At 56.6% G+C, this 18,493-nt stretch carries 25 protein-coding genes; 12 read left to right on the forward strand and 13 right to left on the reverse strand.

Translation table 11 applies throughout. The features are described from left to right. Nucleotides 1-61: 61 nt before the first annotated feature. Nucleotides 62-1,306 carry an MFS transporter gene (locus L1065_RS06825; protein ID WP_237094719.1) on the forward strand — a complete coding sequence of 415 codons (1,245 nt, stop codon included), beginning with the start codon at nt 62-64 and terminating at the stop codon, nt 1,304-1,306. A gap of 4 nt (nt 1,307-1,310) precedes the next feature. Beyond that, nucleotides 1,311-1,940: a hypothetical protein gene (locus L1065_RS06830; RefSeq protein ID WP_237094720.1), complete on the forward strand. Its 630-nt coding sequence runs from the start codon at nt 1,311-1,313 to the stop codon at nt 1,938-1,940. Here the strand turns inward: L1065_RS06830 and L1065_RS06835 are convergent. Genes L1065_RS06835 through L1065_RS06860 form a run of 6 tightly spaced genes read right to left on the reverse strand, consistent with a single transcriptional unit; the run spans nt 1,895 to nt 6,587 of the window. Continuing rightward, nucleotides 1,895-2,854, reverse strand: a complete 960-nt coding sequence (locus L1065_RS06835) for an alpha/beta fold hydrolase (protein WP_237094721.1) — start codon at nt 2,852-2,854, stop codon at nt 1,895-1,897. The genes L1065_RS06830 and L1065_RS06835 overlap by 46 nt on opposite strands. 3 nt (nt 2,855-2,857) lie before the next feature. Further along, nucleotides 2,858-3,751, reverse strand: coding sequence for an ornithine cyclodeaminase family protein (locus L1065_RS06840; RefSeq protein ID WP_237094722.1), 894 nt, complete (start codon nt 3,749-3,751; stop codon nt 2,858-2,860). A gap of 1 nt (nt 3,752) precedes the next feature. Beyond that, nucleotides 3,753-4,373 carry an HAD family phosphatase gene (locus L1065_RS06845; protein ID WP_237094723.1) on the reverse strand — a complete coding sequence of 207 codons (621 nt, stop codon included), beginning with the start codon at nt 4,371-4,373 and terminating at the stop codon, nt 3,753-3,755. Then, complete coding sequence (locus tag L1065_RS06850) at nt 4,370-4,822, reverse strand: YaiI/YqxD family protein (protein ID WP_237094724.1); 453 nt, start codon at nt 4,820-4,822, stop codon at nt 4,370-4,372. The genes L1065_RS06845 and L1065_RS06850 overlap by 4 nt, the downstream gene beginning before the upstream one ends. Continuing rightward, nucleotides 4,819-5,640, reverse strand: coding sequence for an S-formylglutathione hydrolase (gene fghA, locus L1065_RS06855; protein WP_237094725.1), 822 nt, complete (start codon nt 5,638-5,640; stop codon nt 4,819-4,821). The genes L1065_RS06850 and fghA overlap by 4 nt, the downstream gene beginning before the upstream one ends. Continuing rightward, on the reverse strand, nt 5,640-6,587 hold the full coding sequence (locus L1065_RS06860; protein ID WP_237094726.1) for an AEC family transporter: 948 nt from the start codon (nt 6,585-6,587) through the stop codon (nt 5,640-5,642). The genes fghA and L1065_RS06860 overlap by 1 nt, the downstream gene beginning before the upstream one ends. A gap of 172 nt (nt 6,588-6,759) precedes the next feature. Here L1065_RS06860 and L1065_RS06865 point away from each other — a divergent pair, with 172 nt between their 5' ends. Together L1065_RS06865 and L1065_RS06870 are read left to right on the forward strand one after the other, a co-directional pair. Next, nucleotides 6,760-7,035 (forward strand): hypothetical protein, encoded by a 276-nt coding sequence (locus L1065_RS06865; protein WP_237094727.1) that lies wholly within the window; start codon nt 6,760-6,762, stop codon nt 7,033-7,035. A gap of 103 nt (nt 7,036-7,138) precedes the next feature. Then, on the forward strand, nt 7,139-7,756 hold the full coding sequence (locus tag L1065_RS06870; RefSeq protein WP_237094728.1) for a TetR/AcrR family transcriptional regulator: 618 nt from the start codon (nt 7,139-7,141) through the stop codon (nt 7,754-7,756). Here the strand turns inward: L1065_RS06870 and L1065_RS06875 are convergent. After that, nucleotides 7,753-8,865: an S-(hydroxymethyl)glutathione dehydrogenase/class III alcohol dehydrogenase gene (locus L1065_RS06875; protein WP_237094729.1), complete on the reverse strand. Its 1,113-nt coding sequence runs from the start codon at nt 8,863-8,865 to the stop codon at nt 7,753-7,755. The genes L1065_RS06870 and L1065_RS06875 overlap by 4 nt on opposite strands. 70 nt (nt 8,866-8,935) lie before the next feature. On the opposite strand from L1065_RS06875, the gene L1065_RS06880 reads away from it, so the two are divergent. The 3 genes from L1065_RS06880 (at nt 8,936) to L1065_RS06885 (ending at nt 10,143) form a co-directional block, all read left to right on the forward strand. Then, on the forward strand, nt 8,936-9,244 hold the full coding sequence (locus L1065_RS06880; RefSeq protein ID WP_237094730.1) for an I78 family peptidase inhibitor: 309 nt from the start codon (nt 8,936-8,938) through the stop codon (nt 9,242-9,244). A gap of 240 nt (nt 9,245-9,484) precedes the next feature. Beyond that, nucleotides 9,485-9,619 carry an I78 family peptidase inhibitor gene (locus tag L1065_RS15820; RefSeq protein WP_255766188.1) on the forward strand — a complete coding sequence of 45 codons (135 nt, stop codon included), beginning with the start codon at nt 9,485-9,487 and terminating at the stop codon, nt 9,617-9,619. A 188-nt stretch (nt 9,620-9,807) separates the two neighbouring features. Next, nucleotides 9,808-10,143, forward strand: coding sequence for a DUF2794 domain-containing protein (locus L1065_RS06885; RefSeq protein WP_237094731.1), 336 nt, complete (start codon nt 9,808-9,810; stop codon nt 10,141-10,143). On the opposite strand, the gene L1065_RS06890 is transcribed toward L1065_RS06885, so the two are convergent. The 3 genes from L1065_RS06890 to L1065_RS06900 form a co-directional block, all read right to left on the reverse strand. Then, nucleotides 10,140-10,925 (reverse strand): C40 family peptidase, encoded by a 786-nt coding sequence (locus L1065_RS06890; RefSeq protein WP_237094732.1) that lies wholly within the window; start codon nt 10,923-10,925, stop codon nt 10,140-10,142. The two genes, L1065_RS06885 and L1065_RS06890, sit on opposite strands and share 4 nt — an antisense overlap. Then, a complete protein-coding gene (locus tag L1065_RS06895; RefSeq protein WP_237094733.1) occupies nt 10,922-12,304 on the reverse strand; it encodes a M17 family metallopeptidase in 1,383 nt (460 codons plus the stop codon). The genes L1065_RS06890 and L1065_RS06895 overlap by 4 nt, the downstream gene beginning before the upstream one ends. A 68-nt stretch (nt 12,305-12,372) precedes the next feature. Next, on the reverse strand, nt 12,373-12,711 hold the full coding sequence (locus L1065_RS06900) for a hypothetical protein (protein WP_237094734.1): 339 nt from the start codon (nt 12,709-12,711) through the stop codon (nt 12,373-12,375). Nucleotides 12,712-12,906: 195 nt separating this feature from the next. On the opposite strand from L1065_RS06900, the gene L1065_RS06905 reads away from it, so the two are divergent. From L1065_RS06905 to L1065_RS06920, 4 genes are read left to right on the forward strand one after another with little or no spacing between them, the layout of a single operon-like run. After that, on the forward strand, nt 12,907-13,575 hold the full coding sequence (locus L1065_RS06905; RefSeq protein ID WP_237094735.1) for a carbonic anhydrase: 669 nt from the start codon (nt 12,907-12,909) through the stop codon (nt 13,573-13,575). A 49-nt stretch (nt 13,576-13,624) separates the two neighbouring features. Next, nucleotides 13,625-14,602, forward strand: a complete 978-nt coding sequence (locus tag L1065_RS06910; RefSeq protein ID WP_237094736.1) for a sodium-dependent bicarbonate transport family permease — start codon at nt 13,625-13,627, stop codon at nt 14,600-14,602. A 4-nt stretch (nt 14,603-14,606) separates the two neighbouring features. Beyond that, nucleotides 14,607-14,915 carry a transcriptional regulator gene (locus tag L1065_RS06915; protein ID WP_237094737.1) on the forward strand — a complete coding sequence of 103 codons (309 nt, stop codon included), beginning with the start codon at nt 14,607-14,609 and terminating at the stop codon, nt 14,913-14,915. A gap of 4 nt (nt 14,916-14,919) precedes the next feature. Further along, the gene (locus L1065_RS06920) at nt 14,920-15,087 is read left to right on the forward strand and encodes a hypothetical protein (RefSeq protein WP_237094738.1); all 168 of its coding nucleotides are present in this window, start codon (nt 14,920-14,922) and stop codon (nt 15,085-15,087) included. 53 nt (nt 15,088-15,140) lie between these two features. Here the strand turns inward: L1065_RS06920 and L1065_RS06925 are convergent, their stop codons facing one another. Together L1065_RS06925 and L1065_RS15825 are read right to left on the reverse strand one after the other, a co-directional pair. Further along, nucleotides 15,141-16,163, reverse strand: coding sequence for an aspartate-semialdehyde dehydrogenase (locus L1065_RS06925; protein WP_237094739.1), 1,023 nt, complete (start codon nt 16,161-16,163; stop codon nt 15,141-15,143). A gap of 212 nt (nt 16,164-16,375) precedes the next feature. Further along, entirely contained in the window at nt 16,376-16,507 is a 132-nt protein-coding gene (locus tag L1065_RS15825; protein WP_255766194.1) for a hypothetical protein, read from the reverse strand. Between the two features lie 3 nt (nt 16,508-16,510). Here L1065_RS15825 and L1065_RS06930 point away from each other — a divergent pair, with 3 nt between their 5' ends. Further along, nucleotides 16,511-17,803, forward strand: a complete 1,293-nt coding sequence (locus tag L1065_RS06930; protein ID WP_237094740.1) for a DEAD/DEAH box helicase — start codon at nt 16,511-16,513, stop codon at nt 17,801-17,803. Between the two features lie 267 nt (nt 17,804-18,070). Here L1065_RS06930 and L1065_RS06935 read toward each other — a convergent pair whose 3' ends face one another. Beyond that, on the reverse strand, nt 18,071-18,487 hold the full coding sequence (locus L1065_RS06935; RefSeq protein ID WP_237094741.1) for a hypothetical protein: 417 nt from the start codon (nt 18,485-18,487) through the stop codon (nt 18,071-18,073). Nucleotides 18,488-18,493 lie beyond the last annotated feature (6 nt).

Below are 18,493 nucleotides of genomic sequence, written 5' to 3' on the forward strand. Positions count from 1 at the left end.
TTCACTGGATCATCAAAACTCCTGAATTGACGAACGTGGCGACCCATATCAATGTCGCCGCATGGATCAATCCCGCGCCCCCCTTGTGACGCCTGTTCTGGTAGCAGGTTGCATTATCATCATGGTCAGCTTCGCTGTGCGGGCCAGCTTTGGCGTCTTTCAAATTCCTATCGCCGAAGAATTCGGATGGCTGCGCACCGAATTCAGCCTCGCCATCGCCATCCAGAACCTTGCATGGGGTATCGGCCAGCCGATTTTTGGTGCCATCGCAGAAAAGCTGACAGACCGAAAAGCCATCATTTTAGGCGCTTTTATTTATGCAGCAGGCCTGTTGCTGTCTGCCAATTCCGTAACCCCGCTGGAACACCAAGCCTATGCCTGGCTCGTCGGTTTTGGCATCGCCGGCACAGGCTTTGGCGTAATCCTGGCCGTTGTGGGGCGCGCCGCCAGTGATGACAACAGATCAATGGCGCTTGCGATTGCAACGGCGGCAGGTAGCGCAGGCCAAATCTTTGGCGCGCCTCTGGCAGAATACCTTTTGACGATGATGTCCTGGCAGATGGTATTTGTTGTTTTTGCGGGGCTTGTCTTGGCCACGCTGGCCTGCCTGCCCATGATGAAAAGCCCCGAACCTGTATCGAAGGCAGAGCTGGAAGAGTCGATGGGCCAGATCCTCGGCAAAGCCTTTCGTGACCCTAGCTATACGCTGATTTTCCTTGGCTTCTTTTCTTGCGGGTATCAACTGGCTTTCATTACCGCACATTTCCCCGCCATGATCACCGAGATGTGTGGCCCGATTGTTGCAGGCAGTATGCTGCACAACATGGGCATCACCTCTACCTCTGCTCTGGGTGCGATTGCCATTTCGCTGATCGGTGCCGCAAATATCGCAGGAACGCTTTTGGCGGGATGGGCTGGCAAACGGTATTCCAAGAAATACCTGCTGGCAGGGATTTACACAGGCCGCACCATTGCTGCTGCCCTGTTCATAATATTCCCGATCACACCCACAACTGTGATCATATTCTCTGTTGTCATGGGGTCTCTTTGGCTGGCCACTGTGCCGCTGACCAGTGGCTTGGTCGCGCATATCTACGGGCTGCGCTATATGGGAACACTCTATGGCATCGTGTTTTTCAGCCATCAAATGGGCAGCTTTATTGGCGTATGGCTTGGCGGAGCGCTTTATGATGTCTACGGTGACTACAACCTTGTCTGGTGGGTCGGTGTCGGCGTTGGTGCATTCAGTGCGATTGTCCATCTTCCCATCAAGGAACGCCCGCTGCCGAAACAACAAATGGCCTGACCCAATGCGCTTTTTCCCCTTGCTTTTACTTCCTTTGGTGCTGGCGTGCCAACCGGCGCAAAGCCCCAAAACAAACGATGCAAAGGCCCAAAGAGACGCAGAACGCGTTGTCAGGCTGGTCGCCGCCGATCCGCTGTTGGGCAATGTCCCGCAGATTTGCCCCATCGCGGTCTATGACAAAAAGCCAAGCCTTGGCGCGTCGGGAACAGATTGCACAACCAACCCCAAGCTGTGTCTGGAGCAGTGCAATCTCGGCGACGACAACGCCTGCTTTGACGTGGCACAAGTGATCGAAAATGGTGGCCTAACCGGAGACGGCGAGCGGACCTACTCCCTTTATATCGCGGGATGTGCCCTTGGCGATGCAAACGCCTGCGTGAATGCAGGTGCCACCGTCAAGAACGGCTCTTGGGCCAACCAAGCGCCCAAAGCGGCTGCATCCGCCAAATGCCAATTCCAGACCTACCGGCGCATGTGTGATGATGGGGCGGCTTGGGGGTGCTATATGGTTGCCGCTGAATATCTGCGCACAGACGGGTTTGTCGCGCAAAGCGACGCGAAATACGAAGCTGCACTGCGCCGCGCTTGTCAGATTTCATCAACCTCGGGCGCGTGTTCGGACCGCTTCCGCTGAGAACGCGTAATAACATCATGCACCATCTGCGCCACTTCCTGCGCGTGGGTGTGTGGCAGGTTGTGACTGGCAAGCTCAACCATCTCTTGCGTGGCCTCGCGGTTGATCTGGGCCAGCCGTCCCATGGCCTGCAATGGAATGACCGTGTCCAGCTCTGCCCAAAGCGCACCCACAGGAACCCCGCGTTTTTGAAGCTGTCGGTGCGCCTCGCTTTGATCGCGCGTCAGCATATGCCGCTGCGCTGAAAGAACGGCGTCGCAAAACCCACGCCGCGTCAGCTCAACCGCCTTGGCCTTTTGAATACCGCTCACCTGCCCGTCGGATTGTTCTGCCAACGCGCGGCGCATGCGGGTCTCAAAGGTCAGCCGCATCAACCAATCCCCCAAAATCGGTGTGCGCGTGATAAAGGCTTCGAACGTGCTGGCGACATAGCCCAATCCCGCAGGACACAGCAGAACCACGGCCCGTGCACGCGATGGGTATTTAGCGGCAAAATCGACAGCAATCATGCCCCCCAAGGAGTAGCCCAGAAGGACAACAGGTGTACGGATTTCAAGCGCCTCAAGAAGGCCATGCAACTGCGTGACAAAAAACGTTTCATCCTGTGCACCACTTGCACGGTCCGAAAGGCCCCGCCCGAACAAATCATAACTCAGAACACAATAGCCCGCGCGGGTCAGAAGCGGTGTTATCGCGCTCCAGATATAACTTGGCGTGGTCAAACCGTGGATCGCCACGATGACAGGCCCACCTGTTGGCCCGTCCAAACGATAATGCGTGACACCTTTGGCCAGCTTTACAAACTGGCCTGCGCTCATTGTGTCTGCACGCAGTTTGTCATCAACGCGGGTGCGACGCAGCTCTAACCCAAACGGCACACCCAACAGAACCAAAAAAGCAATAAACCAACCCATGCGCTATGCGCTCCACGCATCCAGAATGTAGCGGCTTGTCATCAGGTCCAGATGGGCGCCACCACCGTTCTTGAACAGCGTGATCTCGTCCTCGCTGTTGCGCTTGAAATGCGGCAGATCATAATAATCCGCGATCAAATCGGCCCGTTGCAGGGTGCCTTGTTCAAGCGGGATATTAATCTCGCCGATATGCCCAATGGTCGTATCAAAGCTGTCTACAAAGACACGCGCGCGCACAAGCGCTGCATCGTTCGCTTCGCGCATGTCGGGGCGGTAGGCGCCGATCAAATCAATATGCTGCCCTTCTTTGAACCACGCCCCATCCAAAAGAGGCTCTGTGCGCATCGTGGCACTTGTCACAATATCGGCACGGCCAACGGCCTGCTTAAGATCATCCACCACTTCGGTATTGGCAAACTGCTGTGCCAGCGCTTCGGCACGCGCCGTAGTGCGGTTCCATATCAAAAACCGCGCCTTGGGAAACAATGCGCCATACGCCTCGCGCACCCCCTTTGCGACGGTGCCAGCGCCAACAATCAGAATTGTATCGCTATCGGGTCGCGCCAACAGGCGTGCGGCCAACAGGCTGTCACCGCAGGTTTTCCACTTGGTCACCAGATGAAAATCGATGATCGCCTCAAGCGTGCCATCAGTGTCGGAATACAGGTTCACGCCCCCATTCACCGAAGGCGTGGCCGACGGGAAAATCGTCGCTGTTTTGACAAGCGACCCCATCCCGTCGATCCATGCAGCACGACTAAGCAGCGTGTCATCGCCGCGATATAAAAACGTATCGCCAATCTCTGCTTTTGGCCGCGCATGCCCCGCCGACAAGGCATCTGTCAGCGATAGCCAATCCAGCTTTTCTTCCGCTTCAAACGGGATCATCTGCACCATGTCAGGCGGCCTCCTCAGCCGTCAGCAGACCTTCGCCCACAAGACGGGCCGCCCATCCATCAGGGCCGTCAAACAGATGTGTTTGCCACCCGCGTGCTTTGGCAACGGCGATATTGTCATGCCGGTCGTCGGTAAACAAAAGCCGCTCTGGCGCAACATCGCAGTCATCTTCAAGCATCTGATAAATCTGTGCATCCGGTTTGATGCATTTCATATGACCACTCACATATTGTCGGTCAAAGTTCTGCAAAAACGGATAATGGGTGCTGGCATAGGCAAAGCTTTCGACACCGAAATTCGTAAGCGAGAACACAGGCACACCTTTGTTGCGCAGCGCAGTCTGCAGCCGCACAGAGCGATCAATCACAGGGGCCGCCATCTCAATCCAACGGTCATGCCAAATGCGGATTTCGTCGCGCCAATCGGGGTATTTTTCGGCCTCGGCGTAGATGACATCGCGAAACCCCTCGCCCCGATCAACGCGGTCGTTCATACCGTGCAAATCCACCTCGGCAAACATTGCCTTGCGCCGCTCGGGGCCGATCACGGCGTCAAAAAACCGTTCTGGTTGCCATTCTATCAAGACATTTCCGATGTCGAAAACAACTGCATCCACACTCATGTCACATCTCCTTTGGCGGCACGCACGGCCCGTTCCAACCCGTCAAGAAAACGGGAACGATCCGCCTTTGAAAACGGCTTTCCACCCCCTTGCCGAAAGGGATCAGCCGCCCGCAAGTCGCTCATCAAATCGCGCGTGGCCAAGACCTGACCAATGTTGCGCGTATCCAGAACCTCGCCATTGTGTTTGATCACCCGCGCCCCTGCTTCAACGCATTTGGCCGCCAAAGGGATATCGCCCGTAACCACCACATCTCCCTTTGTCGCGCGATCCGCGATCCACATATCCGCCACATCGGGGCCATCGGGCACAATGACATTTTCAACCAACGGGTTTTGTGAAGGGCGCAAGCCACCGTTACTGACAATATACATTCGCAAACTGTGACGCGTGCCAACGCGCTCAACCTCGGCCTTCACCGGGCAGGCATCTGCATCTACATAGATCACGCCAGCAATGCCTCGGCATGAAATGCGATGTGATCTTCCATAAAGCTTGCGACAAAATAGTAGGAGTGGTCATATCCCTTCTGCATCCGGAACACCCCGTCCTGACGGCGTTCTGCCATGGCGTGGGCCAAGCTTTCGGGCTGCAGCAGATTAAGAAACTGATCCGATGCGCCCTGATCGATCAGCACAGGTCCATCAAAACCCACACCCTGCATCAAAAGCGTGCCGTCATGGGCGTCCCAATCGGCATCACCCAGATAGGCAGACAACTGCTTTTTGCCCCAGTCACTTGCAGTCGGATGGGCAATGGGCGCAAAGGCGGAAATGCTGCGAAAGCGCTCTGGCAAGGTCATGCCAATGGTCAGGGCACCATGCCCCCCCATCGAATGGCCTGTGATGGCTTGGCGTTCCATATCCAGCGGGAATTCCGCAAGAGCCGCTGGCAGATCACGCGTAATATAGTCCCACATTTTGAAATGCGTGTTCCAAGGCGCTTGGGTTGCATTCACGTAAAAGCCCGCGCCTTTGCCAAGATCATAGGCATCATCGTCAGGCACATCTTCGCCGCGTGGACTGGTGTCTGGAAACACCAGCGCAATGCCCGCTTCCGCCGCCCACCGTTGGGCCCCCGACTTTTCCATCGCGTTGGCATGGGTGCAGGTCAGGCCGGACAGATAGGTCAAGACAGGCACAGAGCCATATTGCGCCTCTTCGGGCAAAAACAGCCCGAATGTCATATCACATCCACAGGCATCAGAGGCATGTGTGTAAACACCTTGGGTGCCATCAAAGGCGCGGTTTTCGGAAACGGTTTTCATCATGATAATCCTTGTAAAAGGTGTGCGGTGACCCAAGCAATCACAAGCGAAACCGTCAAGACCGATACGGCGGTTGAGATCAGAATCGAAGCCGACACACGCGCAGGCGCCACGCCGTAGTGTTGTGCAAGAATATAGACGTTGCCCGCCACAGGCAGCGCAGCGCAGGCAATCATCACTGCCGCAGGATAGGGATCAACGGGGAACAAGACCAAACATCCGATTGCGACAGCCGCGGGGTGCAAGACCAGTTTGCAAAACGAAAGCCAGCCAGCCACGCTGATCTTCTCGGCGGATTTATCGGCAAGCGAAGCGCCGATGGCAAACAAGGCCCCAGGCGTCGCAGCACCCCCCAAAATCGTGACAAATTCATTCACAGGGCCAGGAAGGGGCACGCCCGTAGACGACCAGATCAATCCCAGACTGATCGAAACGATCATGGGGTTCTTCAACAGCCCAAGCCCGACGGTTCCCAAAATTCCCAAGCTCATCCGCCCGTCGCGCGACCCCGTGATCAAAATCACGATCAAAGACCCAAAGACGATTAAATCCACTGCCAGCACAAGCATCACAGGGCCAATCGCTTCCGCTCCAAGCAACAAAACAAGCATCGGGATACCCAAAAATCCCACATTCCCAATGACAGCGCATTGCGCTTCGACCGCCGATTCCTCAACACCACGCCACCGAAACAGGCCCACCATCGTCGCCAAAAGATAGACAACCATTGTCCCCCACAGGTACGCGCCGATGAAGGGCCAATCTATGATATCAGCCAAAGACAGGTTCGCCGAAAACCGGAAAAGCATCGCCGACAGCGCAAAGTAGAACACGAATTTTGTAAGATATGCTGTGGCTTCCGCGGAAAAGAACTGCCGCTTTGCCGCCGCATAGCCCAAAGCGATGATCGCAAAAAACGGTAAGGTTTTCAGGAAAATATCCAACATATGCGCGGGCTTATCACGACAAAGGCGCGTGGCACAGACTCAAAAACCGTCCTCTCGAAGCTGTAAATGGCAAAAATGAACAAAGCGGTTCACTTTGGGCTTGATATCTAAACCGTACTGTTTAGTTATGGATCATCTAAACAATTCAGTTCACTTACAAAAGGAAGATATGATGAACTCCCGCATCCTCCTCACCGCGCTTTCAGCCGCTGTTGTCGTCACCACTGCACCCGCCATCGCAGGCTCAAGCCTCAATACCGGCTTCGCGCAGGTGCCATCGAACTACGCAGTTACGATCAGCGAAAAAACGGCCCCGACCTTCAGCACGAAAAACATTGAGGCAAGCTGCACCCAGATGGAAAAAGCCTTGTCTCTTCGTGCTGAACAATGCGGCACCTATTCCAAAACCGAATTGGCCCGCATGACGGTTCAGCAAAACCAGGACTAATTCCGCAATCCCCCCAGAGGGCTGCCCCAAGGGTGGCCCTCGCTTTCTATTGTGAAAAATGAACGGTTCTGTTTATATTCAAAAGCGTAGGGTTGGGGGCATCATGAACATAGAAGCACCGTCGGTCAAAAAAGGACGCAAGCACGATCAGGTCATCGAAGGTGCCACGCGCGTCTTTTTGCGTGATGGATTTGAAGGTGCAAGCGTCGATGATATCGCACGCGAAGCCCAAGTGTCCAAAGCCACACTCTATAGCTATTTTGCCGACAAACGCGTTTTGTTCATGGAAGTCGCCCAGAACGAATGTCGTCGCATCGCGGCCGATACACTCGACTCCATCGATATGTCGGCCCCGCCGCGCGACGTCCTGCTGACCGCCTGCAAAACCATGATGCGGTTTTTCTACTCCGATTTTGGCCTCGCGATGTTCCGTATCGCTGTGGCAGAATCCACGCGCTTTCCCGAATTGGGCCGTCAGTTTTATTGCAATGGTCCGCTCGACGGCCACGAAAAGATCGTGTTCTACCTGCGCCACGCCGTGGACAAAGGTGATCTTGTGATTGGCGATATTGAACTCGCGGCTTTCCAACTGCCCCAACTGTGCCAAGCCGAATTGCATGAAAAGCTTTTGTTTGGCCTGCAAGACAGCGTCAGCGAAGATCAGATCGACCGCATTGCGAACGGCGCAGTCGATCTGTTTCTGGCGCGTTACGGCGCTTAATACACGACAACCGAACGAATGGATTTGCCCTGATGCATCAGGTCGAACCCGTGGTTGATGTCATCCAAACCCATTGTATGCGTGATCATCGGATCAATCTCGATCTTACCGTCCATATACCAATCGACGATCTGTGGCACATCCGTGCGTCCGCGCGCGCCACCAAAGGCCGTGCCACGCCATGATCGCCCCGTCACCAGTTGAAATGGCCGCGTGCTTATCTCGGCACCTGCAGGGGCCACACCGATGATGATGCTTTCCCCCCACCCCTTATGCGCACTTTCCAACGCAGTGCGCATTACATCCACATTGCCCGTGGCGTCAAAGGTGTAATCCGCACCGCCCTTGGTCAGGTTCACAAGGTAGGCCACCAGATCGCCATCCACCTCGGCGGGGTTCACAAAATCGGTCATCCCAAAACGCGTGGCCATGTCCACTTTGCTCGGGTTGATATCGACACCCACAATCTGATCTGCACCTGCAAGCCGCAGCCCCTGAATCACGTTCAGCCCGATCCCTCCAAGACCAAACACAATCGCGCGGCTGCCGATTTCGGCTTTGGCGGTATTGATCACCGCCCCGATGCCCGTGGTCACACCGCAACCGATGTAGCAAATCTTGTCAAACGGCGCATCTTCACGGACCTTGGCCAAGGCAATCTCGGGCAAAACCGTATGATTGGCAAAGGTCGAACATCCCATGTAATGCAGGATGGGGTCACCATCGAGCGTGGTAAAACGGCTGGTCCCGTCTGGCATCAATCCCTGACCCTGGGTGCTGCGAATGGACTGACACAGGTTCGTTTTGGGGTTCAGACAATACTCACACTCGCGACATTCAGGCGTATAAAGCGGGATCACGTGATCGCCTTTTTTCAGGCTGGTGACGCCTTCGCCCACGTCAACAACCACCCCCGCGCCTTCATGCCCCAGGATGGCCGGAAACAGCCCTTCGGGATCCGCACCCGACAGGGTAAATTCATCTGTATGGCAAATGCCGGTCGCCTTGATCTCGACCATCACCTCGCCGGCACGCGGGCCATCAAGGTTCACGTCCATAATTTCCAGTGGCTTGCCCGCTTGCGTGGCAACGGCGGCACGTGTGCGCATGATAAACTCCTCCCAATCGCTCGTACTACACTAGGGTCAGGCAAAGCGTCGATGCAACTTGCAAATAGATATGCAGCGCACCAAGATCGCAGGCATGAAATTATATGCCCCGTTCCTGTGCCTCGCCCTCGCAACAGGCTGCGCCACATTGCCTGATGCACCCGCACCCGCGCCAACACTGCCCCTGCAAGACACGTGCAACGCCCAAAGGCTTGCACCGTTCGTTGGCCAGCCACTCAAGACGACCCAAACCACCCTTATGTTGCAACCCGTCCGCGTGATCCGCCCCAATCAACCGGTCACGGCAGATTTGCTTCCATCCCGCTTGAATATCATTGTCACCGAAAGCGATGTCATTGCGCGGCTTTCCTGCGGATAGCGGATAACACGCCCCGCGCCTTGCGTTTTGCGGCAGAAATCGGAACACTCTGGCATGTTCAAAATCTTATCCCTAGCTTTGCTCGTCCCCTTTTGCCTGGCATGCGCACCTATCGCGCCTGACGACACCGCCGTGTCCCAAGCACACCTGCCCATGTCATCACCGCAGCCGCAACCCGCTGTCGAAGATAGCTGTGATCCCGCGCAATGGGCCGGATTTATTGGCAGTTCCGTCGAAAAAATGAGACCCGCTTTAGAAGGCCGCAACGCCCGCATTCTAAGCCTGCGCAGCATCCGCACGATGGATTACCTACCCAGCCGCATAAATGTGGATATCGACAATGCAGGCAACGTTCTTGGGATATGGTGCGGCTAAGGTAAGGCGAAGCAAACGCATCCCCGACAGAACGGACTGGGTGGGGGCTATAAAACCGCCCCGTCGGGAACTAGCGTTTACTTCGCCATGCGGCGTAAGTGACAGATCGCCATGACAGATTCGGGGACACACTGGGGCATTTTCGCGGCATTCTTGATTTTTGGGAGGATTGCAGCAAGTGTGGGGGTATGAATGCACCCATTCCCTTCCCCGCTCATCAATCACAACAGGTGATGTTTCATCGCACCGAACTCACGATGATCCTGTCGCTCTATGGGCGAATGGTGGCCGCAGGCGAATGGCGCGACTACGGAATATCTGCGCTTAAGGATGTTGCCGTTTTTTCCGTGTTCAAACGGACCGCAGAACAACCGCTCTATCGCATCGAAAAGCGCCCCAAACTCAGACTGAAACAAGGCATGTATTCGGTCATCGGCATGGACGGTCAAATCCTCAAGCGCGGTCACGACCTAAAACCTGTCCTCGGTGTTCTTGAACGCAAACTGATACGCGCGGTCGACTAGCCCAATCGCTTGCGCGCGGTCACGGCCCCGCCGCCTTGGGCCTCTATTCTGACAATGGCATTTGCAATTGGTTCATAGCTGACCGCCATGTGATGCGCATTCGCATGGATCAGCGTTTCGGCATCAACCATCATGCCAACGTGGCCTTTCCAGAACATCACATCGCCACGCTGTAACGCAGCCTCTTGGGACAAAGCCACCCCAAGCTGCCCTTCCTGCAAATCACTATCGCCCGGGCATGAAATATCGCAGGCCACAAGCGCCGCTTGAACCAAGCCAGAACAATCGATCCCAAAGACCGAATTCCCCCCCCAAAGATACGGCGTCCCGAAATGTAATTGCGCAACTGTGGCGGGGTCGGAAAACGGTTTGTTCAAGGGCCGCAAATGCTTTTTCGGAACAAACCCCTGTGGCGTCTCGTAAAACGCTTTGCGCTCGTCCAGCACCGTCAGCTTGGCCCCAAACCCAAGGCTCATCACCTCGCGCGATTTGAAATCTTCCAATCCATAGGCATGTGTCGCACGGCTTGCCACCATGTGCGTGGGGGCCGCCGCATCCTCCAGCACATCTGATCGTACAAAACCGCAGTATCCATCTTTTTGCGCCTGCACATAGGTCATACCCTGCACGGTCTGATACGGCGTTACGCTTTCCCCCATCTGCAACTGGCGGTCCCGCGGCCCATCCGCCGCGCGCAAAAGATCCGCAACAGGCACCATCACCCGACGCGGCGCCCCGGCAGGTTGCGTGGCATGAACGGGCGAAATACGCGCGTCGGTCATAGCTTCAGAACATCTGGCAAGGCTTCAAGGATCGCCCGCGCGGCTTGGCCCACCCCTCCCTTGGGACGCGCGGGGGCGGCCGCAGGCTGCCAGCCGTAGATATCAAAATGCGCATAGGGTGTTTGCTCTACGAAGCGGCGCAAGAACAAAGCCGCCGTGATGCACCCTGCAAAGCCGCCTTTGGGCGCATTGTCCAAATCCGCAATACCCGGTTCAATCATCGCCTCATAAGGGTCCCAGAAGGGTAGCTCCCACAGCGGATCAGCCACCTTCCGGCCTGCCGCTTTCAACGCGGCCACCGTGGCATCATCGGGCGCAAAGAACGGCGCAAGATCTGGCCCGACAGCGACACGCGCAGCACCTGTCAGCGTCGCCATAGAGATAATCAGATCAGGCTTGTCTTCGTCGGCATAGGCCAACGCATCGGCCAGAACCAGCCGCCCTTCCGCGTCGGTGTTGTTGATCTCGACCGTCAAACCCTTGCGGCTGGTCAAAATATCCTGCGGACGAAACGCATTGCCGCTGATGGCATTTTCAACGGCAGGGATCAGCACGCGCAGTTGCATCTTCATCCCAAGTTCCATGATCATATGCGCAAGGCCCAGAACGGTGGCAGATCCACCCATATCCTTTTTCATAAGCCCCATCGATGCCGCAGGCTTGATGTTCAACCCACCGGTATCAAAGCACACGCCCTTGCCCACCAGCGTCAGTTTGGGGCCCGCATCGCCCCACCGCAAATCAATCAAACGCGGCGCTGTTGCGCTGGCGCGGCCCACGGCATGGATCATCGGAAAGTTCTGTTCAATCAAACCATAGCCCGTGATCACCTCGACCGATGCGCCATGCTGTTCGGCCAGATCACGCGCCGCGGCTTCCAGCTCGGGCGGCCCCATGTCAGCTGTGGGAGTGTTGATCAAATCACGTGTCAGTGCCTCGCCCGCCGCGATTGTTTCAATGCGTTTTGCATCCACCCCGTCTGGCGCAATAAGGGCCGCGCGGGGCTCGCTTTGGGCGGCATAGCGATCAAAGCGATAACGCCCCAACAACCACCCCAATGCAAATTCATCTGCCTGCGCAGGCGCCAAATCACTGACCAAGCGATAAGTCCCCGCTGGCAAGACCGCTGGCAAATTTCCCGAAACAAAGCGCTGACGCGCGCGGTCTTTTTCACCACCTGCACCGACCAGGGCCAACTTAGGTGTGCCATCAGGGCCTGCCATGGTCAGTGTTTGCCCAAAGCCGGCCGAAAACCCGTTGGCCTGCGCCCATGTGGCAACGTCATCCCCTTGATTGCCAAGCCAGGCTTCCAGATCATCTGGGGCAATCACATGCAAATCAATTGCGGGATCAGCGGGATCAGCAAATTCCAGGGGCATCGATGCGGTCCTTCTCAAAGTCGCGGGTCACGCCACCCTAGCTGTCGTTGCGCCAACTGCAAGCCGCGCTAGACAGGAACCTCCGCACTGTCCCAAATGCTGTCCAATGATGCCTCGCCCACGCGCAACAACCTTGCAAATGTCGCGCCCATCGCGGCCTCGTCGCGCCGCGCATATGTCTCGCCAAAGTCAGCCGCCACGCGTGACAATTTGTGCATTCCCACTTGCTCGGCAATCGCAATCAGGCTGCGCGCCGTTTTGGCCAAAGCCTCATGCTCATTGGCGCGGAAATGCGCCTCCATCCTGTTGATACGCGCAGAGATTTCTTCAAGCGCGCGGCACACCACACCCTCGGCCCCGTTATCGCCCAACTGAACATAAAGCTCTGCCAAACGATCACGGTCCAACCCAGCATTTTCAACGTGTCTCAATACAACAACCTGTTCCACCATCTTCCCCACTATGTTCACACGCCCCCACGTGCGTCCCTTGGGATGACAGCAAATGGTATCCAAATCCTTTCGCACGCTTTGCAAAAATCACTCGAAATTCACTCAAATTCAGCCTATTGCGGGGAAACGCTGATCCCAAGGAGGCCGCAGATGCCCTTGTCCAAACCGCTCCCTCAATACCTTGTGCAGCGATATGTCGGTTGGAAAGCCACCACGTATGCCGACAACGAAGTCTGGCATCGCAGGCTTGCCGAACTGGGTCAGCATCCCCGCGCTATGGTGATTTCATGTTGTGACAGTCGTGTGCAGGTCACTGATTTGTTTGGCGCAGATCCCGGCGAATTTTTCATTCACCGCAATATCGCCAATCTGGTGCCGCCTTACGAACCTGATGGCGATCACCATGGCACGTCAGCGGCTGTTGAATACGCTGTGTCCGAACTCAAAGTCGCGCATCTGATTGTTGTGGGCCATTCCAACTGTGGCGGGGTATCTGGCTGCGCGGCCATGTGCGAAGGCCATGCGCCCAAGCTGGAAGAAAAAGAAAGCTTCGTAGGCCGTTGGCTGGATATTCTGCGCCCGGGCTATGAGGCCGTGAAAGACATCAAAGACGACAAGGAACGCACCCGCGCCTTGGAAAAGAAAGCCGTTGAGGTCAGCCTCGAAAACCTCCAGCAATTTCCATTTATCCTCGAAGCGGCAAAGGGCGGCGGTCTAAGCCTGCATGGGCTGTGGATTGATATTGCAGAAGGCCGGTTGGAAACGTTCATCCCCGGCGAAGGGTTTGTGCAAGTCGGGCCAAACAAATTGCATACCTGATCGCTGGCGCTTACACGCACGGGCAAAGACGCAACATCGAGGGCTTATCATGGACGGAATTCTGGCTCTGGCTGCCAACAACCTGCTATCGCCAATCATTTTGTCGTTTGCCTTGGGGCTCTTTGCCGCCCTTGCCCGATCCGAGCTGACAATCCCCGAGGCCGTTGCGAAAGGCCTGTCCATCTATCTTCTGTTCGCCATCGGTTTCAAAGGCGGTGTTGCCGTTTCAGACAACGGGCTGGACGCAAAACTCATCTGGACCCTTGTTGCAGGCGGCGTCCTGTCTTTCGTGTTGCCGCTTATTGCATTTTTATTGCTCAGGATCCTGTCGCGCCTTGATGCGGTCAACGCCGCCGCCGTCGCAGCGCACTACGGCTCGATCAGCATTGTCACCTTTGTTGCAGGCACCTCTGTCCTGCAAAGCTCGGGCATTGCCTCAGAAGGCTATATGGTGGCCGTTGCCGCCGTGATGGAAGCGCCGGCCATCCTCTCTGCTCTGTGGCTTATCAGCCGCGGGTCTGACGGCGGGCGCATGGACGCAGGACTGTGGCGCGAAATCCTTTTGAACGGTTCGATCGTCTTGCTGGTTGGATCGTTCCTGATCGGTGCGGCGACAGGACAAAAGGGACTGAGCGAAATTGGCCCCTTCATCGTGGCCCCGTTTAAGGGCGTGTTGTGTCTGTTCCTGTTGGATATGGGGCTGGTGGCAGGGCGCGGCCTGCGCAATGCGCGCGGCACGATCACCATCGGCCTTTTGGCATTCGGCATCCTGATGCCACTGATTTCGAGCATGATTGGTCTGGTCGCGGGACTGATCCTTGGCCTGTCACTTGGCGGTGTGGTTCTGCTTATGGTGCTGTCGGCATCGGCCAGCTATATCGCCGTGCCAGCTGCGATGCGCGTCGCCGTTCCCGAAGCCGACCCGGCGGTCTACCTGACGCTCTCGCTTGGCGTGACTTTCCCCTTCAACTTGACCCTTGGCATTCCGCTTTATCTTGCGGTGGCCAGCACCTTTATCGGAGGATAGCCCAATGGAAACCCACAAGGCCAAACGGGTCGCAATCATCATCGAAGCCCCCATGGAGCGCCGCCTGACAGACGCGCTGGCCGCCGCTGGTGTCACAGGTTTTTCCATCCTGCCCGTTCTGGGCGGGTCGGGCAAATCGGGCCAGTGGTCGCGCGAAGGCCAGTTGGGGCGCTCTGGCATGATGCAGGTGGTTTGCATCATACGCCCCGAACGTCTGGATGATTTGCTGCAAGCTGCGTTCAAAGTGGTTGAGCGGCATATGGGCGTTGTCACCGTCAGCGACTGCGAAGTCCTGCGCGCGGAACGGTTCTAAGCGGATGCTCAGCAATATCGTTCTGGCGGTCGCCCTCGTTCTTGGCGCCATGGCGGCATGGACCCGCTTTGGCCCTAGCGCCACATTCCTCGGCTGGACGGCAGATCGCTTTTTGTTCGCAGCCCTGTTTGTCGGCGGTCTTGGCATCGTCATGAAAGGCGGCGGGGTCTAACGAAAAAAGGCGACCCTATCAAAGGCCGCCTTCTATTCGCTATCCTTGCCCGTTTAGGCTTTCTTAAGGACCTCACGGCCCAGAAGCTCTGCAATTTGCACCGCGTTCAGGGCAGCCCCTTTGCGCAGGTTGTCGGACACGCACCACAAGTTCAGGCCGTTCTCAATCGTCACGTCCTGACGCACGCGGCTGATGAACGTCGCAAAGTCGCCCGCACATTCCACAGGCGTCACATAGCCGCCAGGTTCACGCTTATCGATCACCATGATACCAGGGGCCTCGCGCAGGATGTCACGCGCTTCATCTTCATCAAGGAAATCCTCAAATTCGATGTTGATCGCTTCCGAGTGGCCAACAAACACAGGCACGCGCACGCAGGTCGCGGTGACCTTGATCGCAGGGTCGACGATCTTTTTCGTTTCGGCGACCATCTTCCATTCTTCTTTGGTGTCACCGCTGTCCATGAACACATCAATCTGCGGGATCACGTTGAAGGCAATCTGCTTTTGGAACGCCTCTGGCGGCACGTCCTTTGTGGGGTTGTAGACGGCTTTGGTCTGTTCCCACAGCTCGTCCATCCCATTTTTACCCGCACCTGATACGGACTGATATGTGCTGACCACAACACGTTTGATCTTGGCGCGGTCATGCAACGGCTTGAGGGCTACAACCATCTGCGCGGTAGAACAGTTGGGGTTGGCGATAATGTTCTTGTTTTTGTAGTCGTGGATCGCCTGTGGGTTCACCTCGGGCACGATTAGCGGGATCTGCTCATCATAGCGGTAAAGCGACGAGTTATCGATGACCACGCAGCCCGCTTTGGCGGCTTTGGGCGCATGCACCTTGGTGGCTTCGGACCCGACAGCAAACAGCGCCATGTCCCAACCCGTAAAGTCGAACGTCTCAAGATCCTGCGTCTTCAACGTCTTGTCGCCAAAGCTTACTTCCGTCCCGAGCGAACGGCGGCTGGCAAGCACGGCGATCTTCTCGATTGGGAACTGACGCTCCTCAAGGATGTTCAGCATTTCGCGGCCCACGTTACCAGTGGCGCCTACGACGACGACATTATAACCCATCTTTCATGTTCTCCTAAATCTGCCCGCATCTGGGGCTGCGGCGCACTTACAAGGGAATCGGCCCCATGAAAAGGGACCAACCGCCGCATTGCAGCACCAAAGATTGACTTGTGGCGCAATCTCCTCCATATGCACATCAACCGCTGATGGTCTGCCGCGTGAGCAGGAGGGTGCAATCACCCGACATCAGTGCCTATCCCAGAGTTCCCAATTCACGCGGGGTGTTCGAGAGCATTCGTTCGGCAGGCTTGCATCCGCACGTCTGTCAGAAACAGAATGCCAACCGCGTTGCTGACCCCGCCAAAGATGTGCGGGGCACCATCGTTGATATGTGAAAGGGTCATTTCTTGACCGAATTTAATATGTTGGGGCTAAACCCCAAGCTGATGCAAAACATCAAAAAAGCGGGCTACGATCAGGCCACGCCAATCCAGGCCCAAGCCATTCCACTGGTGCTGCAGGGCATCGACGTGATGGGTCTGGCCCAAACGGGCACAGGCAAAACGGCCGCCTTCGGCCTGCCTATGGCAGAACTGCTGATGGAACAGACGGGCAAACCCGCACCCAAAACCGTCAAGGCGCTGATCCTTGCCCCGACCCGCGAGTTGGTGAACCAGATCTGCGACAACCTGAAGGTCTATGTCGCTGGCACGCCGCTCAAGGTGCATTCGGTTGTCGGTGGCCAGTCCATCAACCGCCAAATCGCCCTTCTGGGCCGTGGGTCCGACATTCTTGTGGCCACCCCGGGCCGTCTGATGGATCTGGTCGACCGCAAGGCTGTGTTCCTTGATACCGCCAAAATGCTGGTGCTGGACGAGGCCGATCAGATGCTCGACATGGGCTTCATCCATGCGCTGCGCAAAATCGCACCTTTGCTTGGCACGCCCCGCCAGACCATGCTGTTTTCGGCCACGATGTCCAAACAGATGGAAGAACTCGCTGGCGCGTTCCTCAACACCCCCAAGCGCATCCAGGTCAGCGCACCCGGCAAAGCCGCCGATAAAATCGAACAATGCCTCTATTGGGTGCAGGGTCCGGCAAAAGCGGACAAGCTGGTTGAATTGCTTGGCAATACCGAAGGCGCACAAAGCATCGTCTTTGGCCGTACCAAACACGGCTGCGAAAAGCTGATGAAGCATCTGTGTGCCAAAGGTTTTGCCGCCGTTTCAATCCACGGCAACAAAAGCCAGAACCAACGTGACCGCGCGCTGAAAGCCTTCAAAACAGGTGAAGCCACTGTGATGGTCGCCACCGATGTGGCCGCACGCGGCATCGACATCCCTGATGTGAAATACGTTTATAACTACGAGCTGCCAGAAGTGCCTGAAAACTACGTGCACCGTATCGGTCGGACCGCGCGTGCCGGTGCTGATGGACAGGCCGTAGCCTTCGTATCAGGGCAGGAAATCGGCTATCTGCGGGCGATCCAGAAGGTGATGAAATTCACCATCCCTGTTGCAGGCGGCACCGAGCCGATGGAAGAAGACCCACCCAAGCGCGGTGGCGGCGGTGGTCGTCGCGGCGGCGGGGGCAAGCCCCGTGCGCACAAAGGCGGTGGCTATCACCGCGCGAAAACAGCGGCTGGCGGCAAGCCGGGCAACGGCGGAAAACCCCGTCGTCGGCGCAAGCCCGCGGCGTAAGGCGTAAGGTGGAGCCAGCTCCACCTTACCCCACCGCACGGTGGTATCAGGTTTTGTTAACCCTTTCGCGGCATTCTAGCGGCAAGGACGTCCCCGCATGGGCCTGACACCCCCATGCCCCAAAACGCAAACTCCAACTGGATCAATGCCCCATTAAAGCCCGGGCGTTGGCTTGCACCTCTTGGCGGCGCCGCCACCTTTAACGGCCCCACCCACCTAAACCATAGCGAGACACCAAATCAGCCGATCACCCAAGGGTGCCATCGGCTAGCGGTGCAGCACACCACGCCTGAGCATCACAGCAAGCCAAGCGGCCAATACACCGTCCATCCCAAGACAGATCGGCCCCCACCAATGGGGCGCGGGATTGGACTCAAAGACGTGATAGGTCACATCAAAAATCAGATGCAGCACAAGCGCCGCAACCACCCACCACAATGTCGTGGCATATCCCAAAAACGCCATGCCGATGAAAAGCGTTGCAACGCTGGCGTTAAAGACGAACCCCATCGCATGGGTCCCATCCACAGCAAAGACGACATAGAACAAAGCGATGGCGATCATTGTCACCACCCAAGCACCGCGGCTGCGTGTCAGCCCCGCGGCGTGACCGGCAGCAAGGAACACAGCGGCCAAAACCGCGCCCAAAAGCGCAATAGCGAGGTAAGGTGGAATAAAGTCCACCTTACT

Source organism: Nereida sp. MMG025 (assembly GCF_021654165.1).
In the GTDB taxonomy this organism is placed as follows: domain Bacteria; phylum Pseudomonadota; class Alphaproteobacteria; order Rhodobacterales; family Rhodobacteraceae; genus Nereida.